General features: G+C 67.6%; 15 protein-coding genes. 11 read left to right on the top strand and 4 right to left on the bottom strand.

The annotated features are described in order from the left end of the window. Positions 1–166: 166 nt before the first annotated feature. Both ACYU8W_RS15345 and galE read right to left on the bottom strand, forming a co-directional pair. Positions 167–1969, bottom strand: coding sequence for an alpha/beta hydrolase (locus ACYU8W_RS15345; protein WP_499470391.1), 1803 nt, complete (start codon positions 1967–1969; stop codon positions 167–169). A 79-nt stretch (positions 1970–2048) separates the two neighbouring features. Continuing rightward, on the bottom strand, positions 2049–3068 hold the full coding sequence (gene galE / locus ACYU8W_RS15340; protein WP_499470389.1) for a UDP-glucose 4-epimerase GalE: 1020 nt from the start codon (positions 3066–3068) through the stop codon (positions 2049–2051). A gap of 114 nt (positions 3069–3182) precedes the next feature. On the opposite strand from galE, the gene ACYU8W_RS15335 reads away from it, so the two are divergent. After that, positions 3183–3746 (top strand): DivIVA domain-containing protein, encoded by a 564-nt coding sequence (locus ACYU8W_RS15335; protein WP_499470387.1) that lies wholly within the window; start codon positions 3183–3185, stop codon positions 3744–3746. A gap of 236 nt (positions 3747–3982) precedes the next feature. Here the strand turns inward: ACYU8W_RS15335 and ACYU8W_RS15330 are convergent, their stop codons facing one another. Beyond that, entirely contained in the window at positions 3983–4435 is a 453-nt protein-coding gene (locus tag ACYU8W_RS15330) for a hotdog fold thioesterase (protein ID WP_499470385.1), read from the bottom strand. Between the two features lie 60 nt (positions 4436–4495). On the opposite strand from ACYU8W_RS15330, the gene paaN reads away from it, so the two are divergent. Continuing rightward, positions 4496–6211: a phenylacetic acid degradation protein PaaN gene (gene paaN / locus ACYU8W_RS15325; protein ID WP_499470383.1), complete on the top strand. Its 1716-nt coding sequence runs from the start codon at positions 4496–4498 to the stop codon at positions 6209–6211. Positions 6212–6243: 32 nt separating this feature from the next. Beyond that, positions 6244–7056 (top strand): NUDIX hydrolase, encoded by an 813-nt coding sequence (locus ACYU8W_RS15320; RefSeq protein WP_239702606.1) that lies wholly within the window; start codon positions 6244–6246, stop codon positions 7054–7056. A gap of 66 nt (positions 7057–7122) precedes the next feature. On the opposite strand, the gene ACYU8W_RS15315 is transcribed toward ACYU8W_RS15320, so the two are convergent. Further along, positions 7123–7521, bottom strand: coding sequence for a phage holin family protein (locus tag ACYU8W_RS15315; protein WP_499470381.1), 399 nt, complete (start codon positions 7519–7521; stop codon positions 7123–7125). 77 nt (positions 7522–7598) lie between these two features. Here ACYU8W_RS15315 and hisC point away from each other — a divergent pair, with 77 nt between their 5' ends. From hisC to ACYU8W_RS15275, 8 genes are all read left to right on the top strand, one after another. Continuing rightward, entirely contained in the window at positions 7599–8684 is a 1086-nt protein-coding gene (gene hisC / locus ACYU8W_RS15310; protein ID WP_499470380.1) for a histidinol-phosphate transaminase, read from the top strand. A 103-nt stretch (positions 8685–8787) separates the two neighbouring features. Beyond that, positions 8788–9588, top strand: coding sequence for a YoaK family protein (locus ACYU8W_RS15305; protein WP_499470378.1), 801 nt, complete (start codon positions 8788–8790; stop codon positions 9586–9588). Positions 9589–9691: 103 nt separating this feature from the next. Continuing rightward, positions 9692–10918 carry a pyruvate dehydrogenase (acetyl-transferring) E1 component subunit alpha gene (pdhA, locus tag ACYU8W_RS15300; RefSeq protein ID WP_499470376.1) on the top strand — a complete coding sequence of 409 codons (1227 nt, stop codon included), beginning with the start codon at positions 9692–9694 and terminating at the stop codon, positions 10916–10918. Position 10919: 1 nt separating this feature from the next. Continuing rightward, positions 10920–11909 (top strand): alpha-ketoacid dehydrogenase subunit beta, encoded by a 990-nt coding sequence (locus ACYU8W_RS15295; RefSeq protein WP_499470375.1) that lies wholly within the window; start codon positions 10920–10922, stop codon positions 11907–11909. Between the two features lie 13 nt (positions 11910–11922). Beyond that, entirely contained in the window at positions 11923–13362 is a 1440-nt protein-coding gene (locus ACYU8W_RS15290; RefSeq protein ID WP_499470373.1) for a dihydrolipoamide acetyltransferase family protein, read from the top strand. Beyond that, positions 13349–13837 carry a DUF3253 domain-containing protein gene (locus ACYU8W_RS15285; protein ID WP_499470371.1) on the top strand — a complete coding sequence of 163 codons (489 nt, stop codon included), beginning with the start codon at positions 13349–13351 and terminating at the stop codon, positions 13835–13837. Before ACYU8W_RS15290 ends, ACYU8W_RS15285 begins: the two co-directional genes overlap by 14 nt. A 306-nt stretch (positions 13838–14143) precedes the next feature. Continuing rightward, the gene (locus tag ACYU8W_RS15280) at positions 14144–14926 is read left to right on the top strand and encodes a MerR family transcriptional regulator (protein ID WP_499470369.1); all 783 of its coding nucleotides are present in this window, start codon (positions 14144–14146) and stop codon (positions 14924–14926) included. Positions 14927–15049: 123 nt separating this feature from the next. Then, a complete protein-coding gene (locus ACYU8W_RS15275) occupies positions 15050–15229 on the top strand; it encodes a DUF1905 domain-containing protein (RefSeq protein WP_129624354.1) in 180 nt (59 codons plus the stop codon). Positions 15230–15245: the final 16 nt, after the last annotated feature.

The following is a 15245-nucleotide window of genomic DNA, read 5'->3' as shown; positions in this document are numbered from 1 at the left end:
CCTCATCGCTACCGTCGCCTGGCCGCCACCCACCAAGCACTTCACGACCGTCCCCCGGTACAAGCCCGGCACAGTGTCCCGGAAGTGACGACATTCATGTGTCCCAGAAGTGACGCGTCATGACACGGAGTGCCCTGATGCATTAGGAGTGCCCTCGCCGGGACGGTCAGTCGCGCGGCGCGGTGTTCTTCGGCGTCAGCAACTCGTCCAGGACCGCTCCGAGGACGGCGAGCAGCGCCTTCTTCCATTGCGGCGTCGGGTCGACCGGCATCGCCAGCTTCTCGCCCTCGGGGTCGAAGCCGACCTTGTGCACTTCCTTGTCCTTCGGCAGCGCGATGCCGGGGCAGACCGAGTCCTTGTCGATCAGCTTGCCGTTCTGCAGGAAGCCGTAGGTCTGCTGCTCGACGCACAGGTTGCCGCTACCCAGCACGGCACCGTGGTTGCCCTGGTCGTTGACCGCGAGGAAGCGGGTGTTCTTGGACGCCTTGTGCGCCTTCAGCCCGCCTTCGTACGCGGTCGCCGGGTCGTTCTCGGTCTGCACCAGCAGCATCTGCGGCGCCTTCGAGGTGTCGACCTTCATGTCCTGTGCTTTGTAGGGCCAGTACGCGCACTCGTTCGCCGTGTCGAAGTAGCCGACGAGCGGGTACTTCTGGCCGTCCTGCTTGGCACGGTCGACGTACGACTTCTCGTCCTTGTTCCACGAGGTGTCGTTGCAGCGGATCGCCATGAACACGGTGTTCTGGTTGCGGGAGTCGTCGATGTCCTTCTTGGTGCGGCCGCTGCCGGCAGCGCCCTCGGCGGTGCGCAGCGCCTCCGCGTCACCGTTCATCGCCTGCTTCAGCAGCGCCAGTAGCGCACCGGAGCTCTGGAAACCACGGTCGCTGTACAGCGTCTGGGCGACGATGTTGTCGATGATCATCGGCTCGAACTGGCCGAGCTTGCCCTCGCCCGCAGCCTTGCGGATGTCCTCGTAGGCGGCGTTGACGTCGTCCGGGGTCGAGCCGAGGTTGTAGGTGGTGTTCTGGCGGGCCAGCCACGGCAGCAGCTGATCCTTGAAACGGCGCTGGAACGACATCGGCTGGGTGGCCCAGCTCGACTGCAGTGTGCCGGTGAACTCGGTGTTGCTGTCCAGCACGAAGCGTCCGACCTGCTTGGGGAACAGCGTCGAGTAGTACGCCCCGAGCCAGGTGCCGGCGCTCACGCCGTAGTAGTCGACGGTCTCGACCTTCAACAACTGGCGGACGAGTTCGTGGTCACGCGCAGTGTTGGCCGTGGTGATGTACGGCAGCAGATCACCGTTCTCACGCGCGCACTCGTCCACGGTCTTCTTCGCGGCGGTCTGCAGGGCCGAGATGTCGGAGTCGGACAGGTTGCGGTAGTCGGTGACACCGCGCGGGGAGTACGACTTGCAGGTCAGCCGCGTCCCGCCGCCGACGCCGCGCGGGTCGATGCCGATGACCACGTGGCTCTCGCCGAGCGGGGACAGTGCCGCGGTGATCACCGAGAAGGCACCGGCCGGTCCGCCGGGGCCGCCGGGATTGGTCATCAGGACGCGGTGGTTCTCGCCCTTGGCCGGCTTGGTGCGGGTGACCATCACCTCGATCTCGCCCTTGCCAGGGTCGCCGTAGTCCTTCGGCACCTTGATCTTGGCGCATTCGCTGCGGTCGTTGACCGGGGCCAGGTCACGCAGACTGAAGGACTTGAGTTCCTTCACGTCGTCGGTGCAGGTGTCCTTGCTCCACTGCATCTGCTGGGCGGTGTACTTGCTGAGGTCGGCGCCGGTGGGGGAGAGCTTGCCGTCGCCGGCAGCCTTCGTATCGCCGCCGCCGCCGTTCGCCGATGTCGTGGTCGTGGTCGACGAACCGGTGTTCTTCGAGCCTTCGCTGTCGCCGTTGCAACCCGCCAGCGTCGCCGCCAACGTGACCACCGTCGTCGCGGTCAACGCCCGCGTCCCCCACTTGTGCGCCATGTCCCCTGCTCCTGGTCGATTGAGTCCTGCCGGGAGCCTAGACGGGCTCGAGCGGGTAGATGGTTCCTGGTGCAGACCGTCAGCCGGGGAAGCCCTGAGGATTCGCCGACTGCCAACGCCAGGTGTCGGCACACATGTCCTCGATGGACTTCGTTGTGCGCCAGCCGAGTTCGTGCAATGCGCGGGTCGGATCGGCGTACGTCACCGGCAGATCACCGGTGCGGCGAGGTCCGATCTCGTACGGGATCTCGACTCCGGTGGCCGTGCGGAACGCGTTGATCATGGCCAACACGGACGTCGGCACGCCGGTGCCCAGGTTGAACGCGCGTACCGGTTCGGCCATCGCGTCGATGTGCTCCAGTGCGGCGAGGTGCCCGGCCGCGAGGTCTTCCACGTGGATGTAGTCGCGCTCGCAGGTGCCGTCGGCGGTGTCGTAGTCGTCACCGAACACGGTCAGCTTCTCCCGGCGTCCGACCGCGACCTGGGAGATGAACGGCATCAAGTTGTTCGGGATGCCCTGCGGGTCCTCGCCGATCGTGCCGGACGGGTGCGCGCCGACCGGGTTGAAATAGCGCAGCAGCGCGACCCGCATGCCGGGTGTCGCACGGGCGACGTCGCCGATGATCTGCTCGTTCATCACCTTCGTCCAGCCGTACGGGTTGGACGACTGCAGTGGTCGGTAGTCCTCCTGGGACGGCTGCGGGGACTCATCGCCGTACACCGTCGCCGAGGACGAGAACACCAGGCGGTGGACGCCGTGCGTCGCCATTGCGCGCAGCAGACTGAACGTGCTGTCCAGGTTGTTGCGGTAGTACTGCAGCGGCTTCTCGACACTCTCGCCGACGGCCTTGTGCCCGGCGAAGTGGATCACCGCGTCGAACCGCTCGGCCGCGAACAGCGCCTCGGTCTTGTCGGGGTCGCACAGGTCGAACGCGTGCAGCGGGATGTGGCCGCCGACAAGCTGCTCGACTCGTGCCACGGCGCTCGCCTTGCTGTTGTCGAAATCGTCGACAACGGTCACGTCGTGCCCGGCCTGCTTGAGCTGGACGACCGTGTGCGAACCGATGAAGCCGGCCCCACCGGCGACGAGAACATGCATGAGCGCACCCTACTTTCCGTCGTCCCCGATCGGTTCGGGGACGACCTCTGACCGGCGTTCTGTTGCGTGCCGGTACCGTCCCCGTCGGCTCGGACGTCCTGACACTATGGACCGGTGAATTCCGTGCCGTGGACCCGGGAGCACGTCGCCACCGTGCGACGCGCCCCGTTGTCGAAACAGCGTGGCGGCTACAACTGCGACGATGTCGACCGCTATCTGCAGCACGTCGTCGCCCTGATGCGCGCCGGCCGCGAGGTGCCCTCTGCGCCGACGTCCGGACTGCGTCGCTCGCCGCTCAAGCAGGGCTATGCACCGGCCGCCGTCGAGGCATTGTTCGGCCACATTGCTGATTGGCAGACCGAGTTGGCGGCCCCGAAGCGCGCCCCTGCCGAAGCGATGGCGGCTGCCGTGCCGCAGCGTCCGTACTGGACTCCGCAGCAACTCGACTGGGTGCGTGAATCGAACTTCCGGCCGGCCCGTGGCAAGCGCGGCTACGCCGAGGACGAGGTCGACTCCTTCCTCGACCGGGTGCTCATCGCGATGACCAAGGGGGAAGAGATGCCCGACATCGACTCGGTGCGCTTCTACCCGCCCCGCGCCGGTCGCGCGGGTTACGAGGCGCTCGCAGTCGACAAGTTCCTGGACGACCTCAAGCGCCTGCGCCCCATCCTGCGCTGAGCGGCACGCTGGTCGAGTGGGTGCGAGCCCCTGGGCGAGTGCCGCGATCGAGACCATGGTGACGCGATACGCGGAGCCGGGTTGAATGTGGTTGCGTTCCAGCGGATCTCGCGTTGGTTTCGGCGCGTACGGATTCGTTCCTCATCCGTACGGCTCAACCAGCGGTGGTGGGTGAGTCCACACATCACGCAGTCCGGGGCGCAATCTTCGCGGGCTGTCATCGATGGCGGGCAGGCTCATGACTTCTCCTCGGTAGTGCTTGCCGGCAGGCTGCGCGATCGTCCGCGGAACTCCGCGATCAGAGGGCCGTCTGATTCACGGGTGATCGTGACGTCGGTGAGTCCGCTACGTCCGAACCGTGCGCGTTCGGTTGCCACACAACGCAATTCGTCACCGAGGTGAGCGCTGGTCACGAAGGTCACGTCTGCTCCGGAGGCCACGGTGAGTTGCCCGGACGCGTTGCACGCAAGTGCGAACGTCGAGTCGGCCAGCGTGAACAGGTAGCCGCCGTGCGCGATGTCGTGCCCGTTCACCTGATCGGCGCCGATCGTCATCGTGGTTTCGGCGTGACCGAGTCCGTCGGTGACCCCGACATCGATCAACCGAATGCCCAGGCGGGAGGAGGCGCGGTCCTCGCGCCACATGCGGTGGACGTGTTCGAGGTCAGCTCCGACTTCATCCGTGGCCATGTGACGCATGGTTGCATAACTGCATGTGATCTGTAACACGTCGGCCGTTACGATGAGACGGTGACTGCTGCAGACCAGACCACCGCATCCGCCGAGACCCCCACCGGCTCCGAGTTCGATTCGGTGCTCGACGACGCGCTCGCGGCGCTGGCCGGGCGCACCTACTTCTCGCGTTACCCCGAATCGCCCTCGCCGCGTGTGTACGGCGAAACCGCTGCCGCAGAAGGACTTTCCGCCTACGAAGGCCGCCTCGGCAAGCCGTTCGAGGGCCTTCAGGGCGCCTTCGACGACACCACCGTCGGCGACGAGGTCTCGCCCTACGGCCCGACGCTCGGTGTCGCCTACCCACACCTCGACGTCGACGCGGCCATGGCGGCAGCGACCGACGCGATCCCGGCCTGGCGCGATGCCGGCCCGCGCAGGCGTGCGCTGGTGCTGATCGAGGCACTGGACGCGTTGAACAAGCAGTCGTTCGAGATCGGCAACGCGGTGCACCACACGTCCGGCCAGCCGTTCGTGATGGCCTTCCAGGCGGGCGGACCGCAGGCCCAGGACCGCGGCCTCGAGGCCGTCGCCGCGGCGTACGCCGAGCAGTCACGCGTCCCCGAGAGCGTCACCTGGGAGAAGCCGGGCAAGGGCGAACCGCTGCGGATGCAGAAGGACTACCGCATCGTGCCGCGCGGGGTCGCCCTCGTCGTCGGCTGCAACACCTTCCCGACCTGGAACGCCTACCCGGGTATCTTCGCCTCGCTCGCCACCGGCAACGCGGTCGTCATCAAGCCGCACCCCCGCGCGATCCTGCCGCTCGCCATCACCGTCGAGACGCTGCAGCAAACGTTGAGCGACAACGGTTTCGACCCCAAACTCGTTCAGCTCGCCCCCGAAGCTGATGGCGAAGGCCTGGCCAAGACGCTCGCCGAGCGCGATGAGGTCAAGATCATCGACTACACCGGCGGCCCGACTTTCGGTGCCTGGCTCGAACGTGAGGGCGCGGCCCGTGGGCAGCAGGTTTATACCGAGAAGGCCGGCGTCAACACGGTCGTGGTCGACTCCACCGACAACGTCCGGGCGATGCTGGGCAACCTCGCGTTCTCGCTCAGCCTCTACTCCGGGCAGATGTGCACCACCCCGCAGAACATCTACCTGCCCAAAGACGGCATCGACACCGACGAGGGCCACCTGTCGTTCGAGGAGTTCGGTGCCAAGCTCGGCGGCGCGATCGGCAAGCTCACCGGTGAGGACGAGAAGGCGGTCGAGATTCTCGGCGCAACGGTCAACGACGACGTCCGCGCCCGAGCCGGATCGCTCGACAAGATCGCCTCGGACGCCGGCGGCTGCGTCGTCGCCGACACCCGCCAGGTCACGCACCCGAAGTACCCGGACGCCGTGGTCCGGACTCCGGGCTTGATCGGTGTGGGTGTGGAGGCGCAGGGCGCGTACACCACCGAGCAGTTCGGTCCGGTGACCTTCCTCATCGGCACCGACGGCACCGACCAGTCGCTGTCGACCTTCCGCGACAGCGTCCGCAAGCACGGCGCGATGACCGCTTCCGTGTACTCGACCGACGAGGCCGTGCTCGACAAGGCGCGGGACGCCGCAATGGACGCCGGTGTGGCGCTCTCGGAGAACCTGCTCGGTCAGGTCTTCGTCAACCAGACCGCCGCATTCAGCGACTACCACGGCACCGGTGCCAACCCGGCCGCCAACGCCGCGTACGCCGACAGCGCGTTCGTGGCCGGGCGCTTCCGGGTGATCACCGCTCGCCGCCACGTCTGATTCCGCGCGGCGGATTGGGTTAGCGTCGGATCGTGAGCGATGACGTGACGATCCGACCCGACGGCTCCGAGTACGAGATCGTCTCGGCTGGGTCGGTGATCGGCCGAGCGGCTGTCCACCCGGACGGCGGGCTCACCTGGAACTTTCTGGAGGACGTCGACGAGCGGCTGGCCGTCCGCGGCCTGGACGCGATGATCGAGTACGCGTTCGGTGAGCTCGGCGTCCACCGGGTGCAGGGCCGACTACCCGCCGATGCCAAGCACGATCTGCGGATCGCGGCGCGGGCCGGACTGCGCAAGGAAGGTGTCGTTCGCGGGGGCGGCGTCGAGCAGGCCGACTTGGTGCAGTTCGCCCGGGTGGCCACCGACCCGCCGCTGGCCGACCGGTCGACGTTCACTGCCGTCCTCAACTCCAGCCTGCCGACCAAACGCTGCATCGCTCAGGCAATCGTTCGCGACGACGAGGGACGAATCCTGTTGTGCGAGTTGGTCTACAAACGGTTCTGGGACCTCCCCGGCGGAGTCGTCGACCCGCACGAGTCACCGGCGACCGCCGTCGTGCGCGAACTGCGTGAAGAACTCGATGTCGAGGCCACCGTCCGCGGGCTGGCCGCCGTCAGTTGGCTGCCGCCGTGGCGCGGCTGGGACGACGCGACCCTCTTCGTTTTCGACGTCGAGTTGGACCGTCCGCCGCACTCGCTGCAGCCGCGCGAGATCAAGGCCGTGCATTGGGTCGACCCGGCCGATCTGGGCGAACACGTCGCCGAGTACACCGTCCGGGTCATCGAACAAGCCCTCGCCGCCGACGTGCCGGTCTACCTCGAGGACGGACGCCCGCGCGTCTGACGAACCCGCCAGTGTCAGAAGGGATGTGTCGACTGCGACGCATCCCTTCTGACACTCGAGTCAGGGTCAGCGGTTGATCTCGTGCTTGTCGGGCAGGATCACGTTCGCGACGAACCCGAGGACGGAGATGATCAGCGCACCGATCACGGCGTCCCAGAAGAAGTGGTCGACGTGGAAGGCGAGATCGAACTTTCCGGCCAGCCACGAGGTCAGCTGCAACATCGCCGCGTTGACGATGATCATGAACAGCCCGAGCGTCACGAGCAGCAACGGGAAAGAGAAGAACGTGGCGATCGGCTTCAGCAGTGCGTTGACCACACCGAAGACGAGCGCGACGAGTAGAACGGTCTTGATCTTGTCGGAGGTCTGCGACGAACCGTCGGCGAGATGGATGCCGGACAGTGCCGCGGCAGCCAGCCAGAGCGCGATGGCGTTGACGACGAGGCGGATCAGGAAGTTCTTCATGCCTCCATCGTCGCAGGCGGCGCTGCAGAAACCGACTGGTTGAGACGCCGGTCACACCGGGTCGTAGATTTGCTCGCATGAGCGACACTCAGCCCGACGTCCGTCTGCGCGACACCCTCGCCGCCGTTCCCGCCTACAAGGCCGGCAAGCCGGCGCCGCCGCGGGAGGACCTGGTGACCTACAAGATCTCCTCCAACGAGAACCCGTACCCGCCGCTGCCGTCGGTGCTGGAGACCGTGCAGGACGCGGCCGGCCGGATGAACCGCTACCCCGACATGAGCGTGCGTGAACTCACCGAAGCGCTCGCCGCCCGCTGGGGAGTCACGCCGGACGAGATCGCGACCGGCACCGGCAGTGTCGGCGTCCTCGGCTCGTTGGTGCAGATCACCTGCAACCCGGGCGACGAGATGGTCTACGCGTGGCGCTCGTTCGAGGCCTACCCGATCGTCGCAGCGCTCGCGGGCGCGAAATCGGTTCAGGTCCCGCTGGATTCGCAGGCACGCCACGACCTGGACGCGATGGCGGACGCGATCACCGACCGCACCCGCCTGGTGATCGTCTGCACCCCGAACAACCCGACGGGTCCGAGTGTCACCGAGGACGAACTGCGTGGCTTCCTGGCCAAGGTGCCCTCGGACGTCCTGGTCGTCATTGACGAGGCATACCTGGAGTTCGTCGAGCCCGATCACCAGATCGACGCGCTCGCGATCCACCGCGACCACCCGAACGTGTGCGTGCTGCGCACCTTCTCCAAGGCGTACGGCCTCGCCGGACTGCGCGTCGGCTACTGCATCGCACACGAGCCTGTGGCCGAGGCGCTGCGCAAGGCGGCCCTGCCCTTCGGGGTCTCCGACCTCGCGCAGCTCGCGGCGGTGGCCAGCCTGGAGGCCTACGACGAACTGCAGGAGCGGGTCGACGCGCTGATGACCGAACGCTCGCGGGTCGCCGACGCGCTCGCCGAGCAGGGGTGGGAGATCCCGGAGAGCCAGGCCAACTTCGTCTGGCTGCCGCTCGGCGACGACGCGCTCGCATTCGCGGCCGCCGCTGACCAGGAGGGTCTGGTGGTGCGGCCGTTCGACGGCGACGGCGTGCGCTGCTCGATCGGTGAGGTCGAGGCCAACGACCGGCTGATCGAGGTGTGCCGGGACTTCCGCAACCGCTGAGGTACCACAGCTGCGCGGGTTGTTCCAGGTCCGCTCGCGTCATGACCCGCGCGGATCTCGATACCTCGTGCGTCTGCCGTGGTCGCCCTGGGAACATGTGCGGGTGAGTTCCGTCGTCCGCCCGGTGCGCGCCCGAGCCGGGCGCTACTGGTGGGACGCCGTCGGCCCCGACCGCACACCTCGGGCCAACCGGCACCTCGCCTACTTCCTCGCGCTGCTGGCCGGGGTGCTCAACTCGGTCGGCTTCGTCGCGGTCGCGCAGTACACCTCGCACATGACCGGGGTGATCGCGCACCTCGCCGACGACCTCGTGCTGCACGGCCTGCGCGCGCTCGGCATCGGGGCGACGGCGCTCGCCTGCTTCATCGCCGGCGCGGGCAGTTGCGCGCTGCTGTTCAACTGGGCGCGGCGGCGCGAGATGGCCGGGCGGTATGCGATCGTGCTGGCGTTCGAGGCGCTGCTGGTGCTGGCGTTCGGGGTGAGCGCCGAGTCGCTCGAGGCGCCGGTGGCCGTGAACGTCGCGGTGCTGTGCTTCACGATGGGCCTGCAGAACGCGGTCATCACCAAGATCTCGGGTGCGCAGATCCGTACCACCCACGTCACCGGAATGGTCACCGACATCGGCATCGAACTCGGCAAGGCGATCTACCGGCGACGCCCCGGCGACCCCGACCCGGTGCGCGCCGACCTCGGCCGGTTGCGGATGCACGCGACCACCGTCCTGAGCTTCTTCCTGGGCGGGGTGCTCGGCGCCGGCGGCTTCCTCGCCGTCGGGTATCGCGCGCTGGTGCCGGGTGCCCTGCTGACGTTGCTGCTGTGCGCGCCTCCGCTGCTCGCCGACCTGCGCGGCTCGAGAGGCCGCGGACGAGGGGCTGATTCGCGCCGCACAGGCCCCGGGCAGTAGCCTCGACGGTGGCTGTGATGTGACCTGAGTCATAGCCGACAACGTCCGAAGTCGGCCGAGCGGTTACCCCCGTACGCCGGCAGTGAGACCCACGAGGAGTGGCATGTCCGACCCACCCGAGGTGCGCCAGGGCGGTATGCCCTCCGACCTGCGGCACACGATGCACCACGAGACTTCGGTGCAGCCCAGTGTGGAGCACGACATCACCGACGGCGGGCCCGAGATGGTCCAGTTCGTCGACGGTGACGGCAACCGGCTGGAGACCACCGAGGCCAACGCGCCGTACGCGCGCATCGTCGAGGAGATGACCCCCGAGGACGCCCGGTCGATGTACCGCGACCTCGTGCTGGTGCGCCGGATGGACGCCGAGGGTCACGCCTTGCAGCGGCAGGGCGAGCTGGGCCTGTGGCCCTCGCTGCTCGGCCAGGAAGCCGCACAGGTCGGCGCGGGTCGCGCGCTGCGCCCGCAGGACTACGCCTTCCCCGGCTACCGCGAACACGGAGTCGCGTGGTGTCGCGGTGTCGACCCGGTCAACCTGCTCGGCATGTTCCGCGGTGTCAACCACGGCGGATGGAACTCCAACGAGAACAACTTCCACCTCTACACGATCGTCATCGGCAACCAGATGCTGCACGCCACCGGTTATGCGATGGGCATGCAGCGCGACGGCGTCGTCGGCACCGGCGACCCCGACACCGACGCCGCTGTGATGGCTTTCACCGGCGACGGCGGCACCGCGCAGGGCGACTACAACGAGGCGATGGTCTTCGCCAGCGTGGCGAACGCGCCGCTGGTCTTCTTCGTGCAGAACAACCAGTGGGCGATCTCCGAGCCCAACTACAAGCAGTTCCGCATCCCGCCCTACCAGCGCGCCCGCGGCTTCGGCTTCCCCGGCGTGCGGGTCGACGGCAACGACGTGCTCGCGGTGTACGCGGTGTCGAAGGCCGCGATGGATGCCGCCCGCGCGGGTCAGGGCCCGACGCTGATCGAGGCGTTCACCTATCGCATGGGTGCGCACACCACGTCCGACGACCCGACCAAGTACCGCATCGCGTCCGAGGTCGACATCTGGCGTGAGAAGGACCCGATCAAGCGCATGCGCGGGTTCATGGAGACCGAGGGCCACGCCGACCCGGCGTTCTTCGAGCAGGTCGAGGCCGAGGCCGACGAACTCGCCGCTCGCATCCGACGCGAGTGCCAGCAGATGCCCGACCCGGAGCCGGTGACGATGTTCGACAAGGTCTACGCCGAACCGCACCCCGTGGTCGACGCCGAGCGCGAGGAGTTCGTCGCCTACCAAGCCTCCTTCGTCGAGGGAGGGGCGAACTGACATGGCAACGCAGAAGATGACGCTCGCCAAGGGCATCAACGCCGGTCTGCGCAAGGCGATGGAGGACGACCCCAAGGTCGTCCTGATGGGTGAGGACGTCGGCAAGCTCGGCGGCGTCTTCCGGATCACCGAGGGTCTGCAGAAGGACTTCGGTGAGGACCGCGTGATCGACACCCCGCTCGCGGAGTCCGGCATCGTCGGCACCGCGATCGGCCTGGCCATGCGCGGCTACCGCCCGGTGGTGGAGATCCAGTTCGACGGGTTCATCTACCCGGCGTTCGACCAGATCATCAGCCAGGTCTCCAAGATGCACTACCGGTCGCTGGGCTACCTGAAGCTGCCGATGGTCATCCGGGTTCCGTTCGGCGGCGGCATCGGAGCTGTCGAGCACCACTCGGAGTCCAACGAGGCCTATTTCGCTCACACCGCGGGTCTGCGCGTGGTCAGCTGCTCCGACCCGGCGGACGCCTATTGGATGATCCAGCAGGCGATCCAGACCGACGACCCGGTGCTGTTCTACGAACCCAAGCGCCGCTACCACGAGCGTGCAGAGGTCGACCTGGAGGAGTCCTCCGATGCACCGCTCGGTCTGTACGACGCGCGAGTGGCGCGGGAGGGTAGCGACCTGACGCTCATCGCGTACGGACCGATGGTCAAGACCTGCCGCCAGGCCGCGGAAGCCGCTGCGGCAGAGGGACGTTCGATCGAGGTCATCGATCTTCGGTCGCTCTCGCCGCTCGACCGCGCGACGATCTTCACCTCGGCGAAGAAGACCGGACGCGTCGTCGTGGTGCACGAGGCAAGCACCTTCCTCGGACTCGGCTCGGAACTCGCCGCGCTGATCCAGCAGGAGTGCTTCTACCACTTGGAGGCACCTGTGCTCCGGGTCGGCGGATACAACCTGCCGTACCCGCCCAGCCGCTTCGAGGAACACTTCCTGCCCGACCTCGACCGCATCCTCGATGCCGTCGACCGCTCGCTGGCGTACTGAGGGGATCACTGACATGGGTGTGAAGCTGTTCAACCTGCCCGACCCTGGTGAAGGACTCGTCGAGGCGGACGTCGTCACCTGGAAGATCAAGCCGGGCGACACCGTCAAGGTCAATGACGTCGTCGTCGAGATCGAGACCGCAAAATCGTTGGTGGAGTTGCCGATTCCGTGGGCCGGCAGCGTCGTCGAGCTGCTCGTCGAGGAGGGTGCGACGGTCGATGTCGGCAGCCCGATCGTGTCGATCGAGGTGGAGGGCGCAGAGTCGGAGACGCCGTCGTCCACCCCGGCGGCCGACACCGCCGTCCAGGGCGCTGCGCCCGACTCGCCGGCCGCGACGGAGGACGAGGAGGAGCGCGTGGCCAACCTCGTCGGTTACGGCGCGGTCGCCGGTTCGACCCAGCGGCGTGCCCGCCGCACAGCGCCCCCGGCGCCACCCTCCCGAAAGTCCGCAGAACTCGCGGGCCAGGTCGCCGGATCTGCGGACGCTCCCCAGCCGAAGTCCGCAGAACTCGCGGGCCAGGTCGCCGGATCTGCGGACAATCGCGGGAAGGTGCTGGCCAAGCCGCCGGTGCGCAAGTTCGCCAAGGACAACGGGGTCGACCTGTCCGCGATCACCCCGTCCCGTCCGGACGGCGTCATCACCCGCGCCGAGGTGGAAGCACACCTCACCTCGCTGGTTGAGACTGGACGCAGCGACGTAGGAGCGGCGACCAGTGCCGAAACCCGAGGCGGCGCTGAGCGGGAGACCCGTACGCCGATCAAGGGCGTCCGCAAGATGACCGCCCAAGCGATGGCCGGGTCGGCGTTCACCGCCCCGCACGTCACCGAGTTCATCACCGTCGACATGACCCGGACGATGGAACTCGTCGACCGCCTCAAAGCCGACCGTGAGTTCAAGGGCGTCAAGGTCACCCCGTTGCTCGTGCTCGCCAAGGCGCTGTGCGTAGCCGTGAAGCGCAACCCGGAGATCAACGCGAGCTGGGACGAAACGGCCCAGGAGATCGTGGTCAAGCACTACGTCAACCTGGGGATCGCGGCGTCCACGCCGCGTGGCTTGATCGTGCCGAACATCAAGGACGCCGACCGCATGAACCTGCGCGAGCTCGCCGAAGCGATGGGCTCACTGGTCGAGACCGCCCGCGAGGGCAAGACACCGCCGGCCGACATGTCCGGTGGCTCGATCACGATCACCAACGTCGGTGTCTTCGGCGTCGACAACGGCACCCCGATCATCAATCCGGGTGAGGCCGCGATCCTGTGCTTCGGCGCGGTGCGCAAGATGCCGTGGGTGGTCACCGACGCGTCCGGCAAGGACACGATCGTGCCGCGTCAGGTTACCCAGTTGTCGTTGGCCTTCGACCACCGCCTGGTCGACGGCGACCTCGGCTCGCGCTTCCTGGCGGATGTCGCGGCTCTGCTGGAGGACCCGGGCAAGGCACTTGTCTGGGGCTGAGACGTCGGACGACGGCCGCTACATCATCGTCGACGGACGGCGGTGGCGGGCGACCGATCCGTCGATCCCGCAGAAGCTGAAGGCCGAACTGGTCGCCGAACTGATGCGGGCTCGTCGACTGGTCAGGACGCGCGGGGACGAGGTGCGCCCGTTCGTCCAGGACGCCAAGGTGGCCCTCGGTGAGCGCGGCGAACCGTGGTGGGAGCAGGCGAGCGACGAAGGCGTCCGCGAGCGCTTGGCGGCGTCGATGCGCGTCCGGCTTCGGCATCGTGACGGAAAGACGATCTGCCCCAGCGATGCGGCCCGGGTCGCCGGTGGTGACGACTGGCGTGAGTTGATGCCGGTGGCCCGCGAGGTCGCCGGCACGCTCGCGTCCGAGAAGGTCGTCGTGATCCAGCAGCGCGGTGAGCCGGTCGACCTCGATGCGGCCAAGGGACCGATCCGGTTGGCCGCGGGGCCTGAGTTGAAGCGCTGATCGACGGTGCCGTTCGGTTTGGTTCTTGCTGGCGTCACGTGGTCTCGATCGCGGCACTCACTCGCCTAGCGGCTCGCCTACTCGACCGGCGTGATGCTCGGGCACATGCAGGAAGCCGGTCAGCCCGAGAACGCGCGGCGGGCGACGTGATCCTGGCCGTCTGTCCCAAGCAAGCCTGACGCCGGCGCGTGAGGCGATGACGGACGTGGTCGTCGACTTCTTGGCGCTCACCGGCTGATTCCCGTCGGCGAGAGGCGCCGTGGTGTTGACTCTGACACGGTGTCAGACGGTCGAGTGGGTGGCGTCATGTTGAGTATCGGAGATTTCGCACGGCTCGCCGGGGTGTCGGTCCGGATGCTGAGGCACTACGACCGCCTCGGTCTGGTGTCCGCGGCTCGCGTCGACCCACACACGGGTTACCGCTTCTACGAGCCCAGGCAACTGCAACGCGTCCACGCCCTCATCGGCTTGAAGGACCTCGGGTTCACGCTCGAGCAGATCGGACCGATGTTGGCGGGGCAGATCGACACCGAGACCTTCCGCGAGCTCCTCGACCGACGTCGGGCAGCTTTGCGCGAACAGATCGATGCCGATCACCGGCGCCTCGCCGACGTCGAGCGACATCTGCGTCTGATGGAAGGAAACACCGTCATGGAGTTCATCGAGAAGTCATTGCCCGCACTGGAGCTGAGCCAACGGACGGCGACGGTCGCCGATCGGAGCCAGATCGGGCCGGTCATCGGTCTGATGTTCGAGGAGTTGGTTGCCGCACAGATCGAAGCCGGGGGGCAGCCGGCACACCCCGCGTACGCCTGGTATCGGGCGGACGGTGAGCGGCTCGATTTCGGTGCTGGGTTCGACACCGAGATCGACGGGTTCGAGACCGGTGAACTCGACGCTGTCGAGCGGGCGGTGACCGTGACGTACGTCGGCCCGATGAGTGGCATCGGTGACGCGTGGGCCGAACTCGGCACCCACGTCGCGTCGCTCGGTCTCGAGCCGTACGGCCCGTGTCGCGAGGTGTACCTCGACACCAACGGCCCGCAGGAGAAGTGGGTGACCGAGTTGCCTCAGCCGGTGCGCGGCTGAGTGGTCTCTCGCGTCGGGCGCGGGTTCGCGAACTCGCGCCCGACGCGACGTGCCGCGCGGACCACAAGCGACCGTCCGCCCGATCGACGGCCGACGTCCGCCGGTTCGGGCAAGCTTGACCACATGAACGAACTGCGACTGCGCACCGTCCTCGAACCCGCGGGGCCGGCCGGAGCCATCGTGCTCACCGATGAGCAGGTGGAACAGCTCGGCGCCGGCAAGCGCGCGCCCATTCGAGTGACGATCGGCGAGGTGACCCGGCCCTTGCGGCTCGCACGGATGGGTGGTCGAAATGCTGCGTGAGGGAAAGACCCGTAGC

It is taken from the genome of Yimella radicis (genome assembly GCF_054778255.1).
Note: the sequence above shows the minus strand (reverse complement) of the source record. Positions and strands in the feature narration are given on the sequence as shown.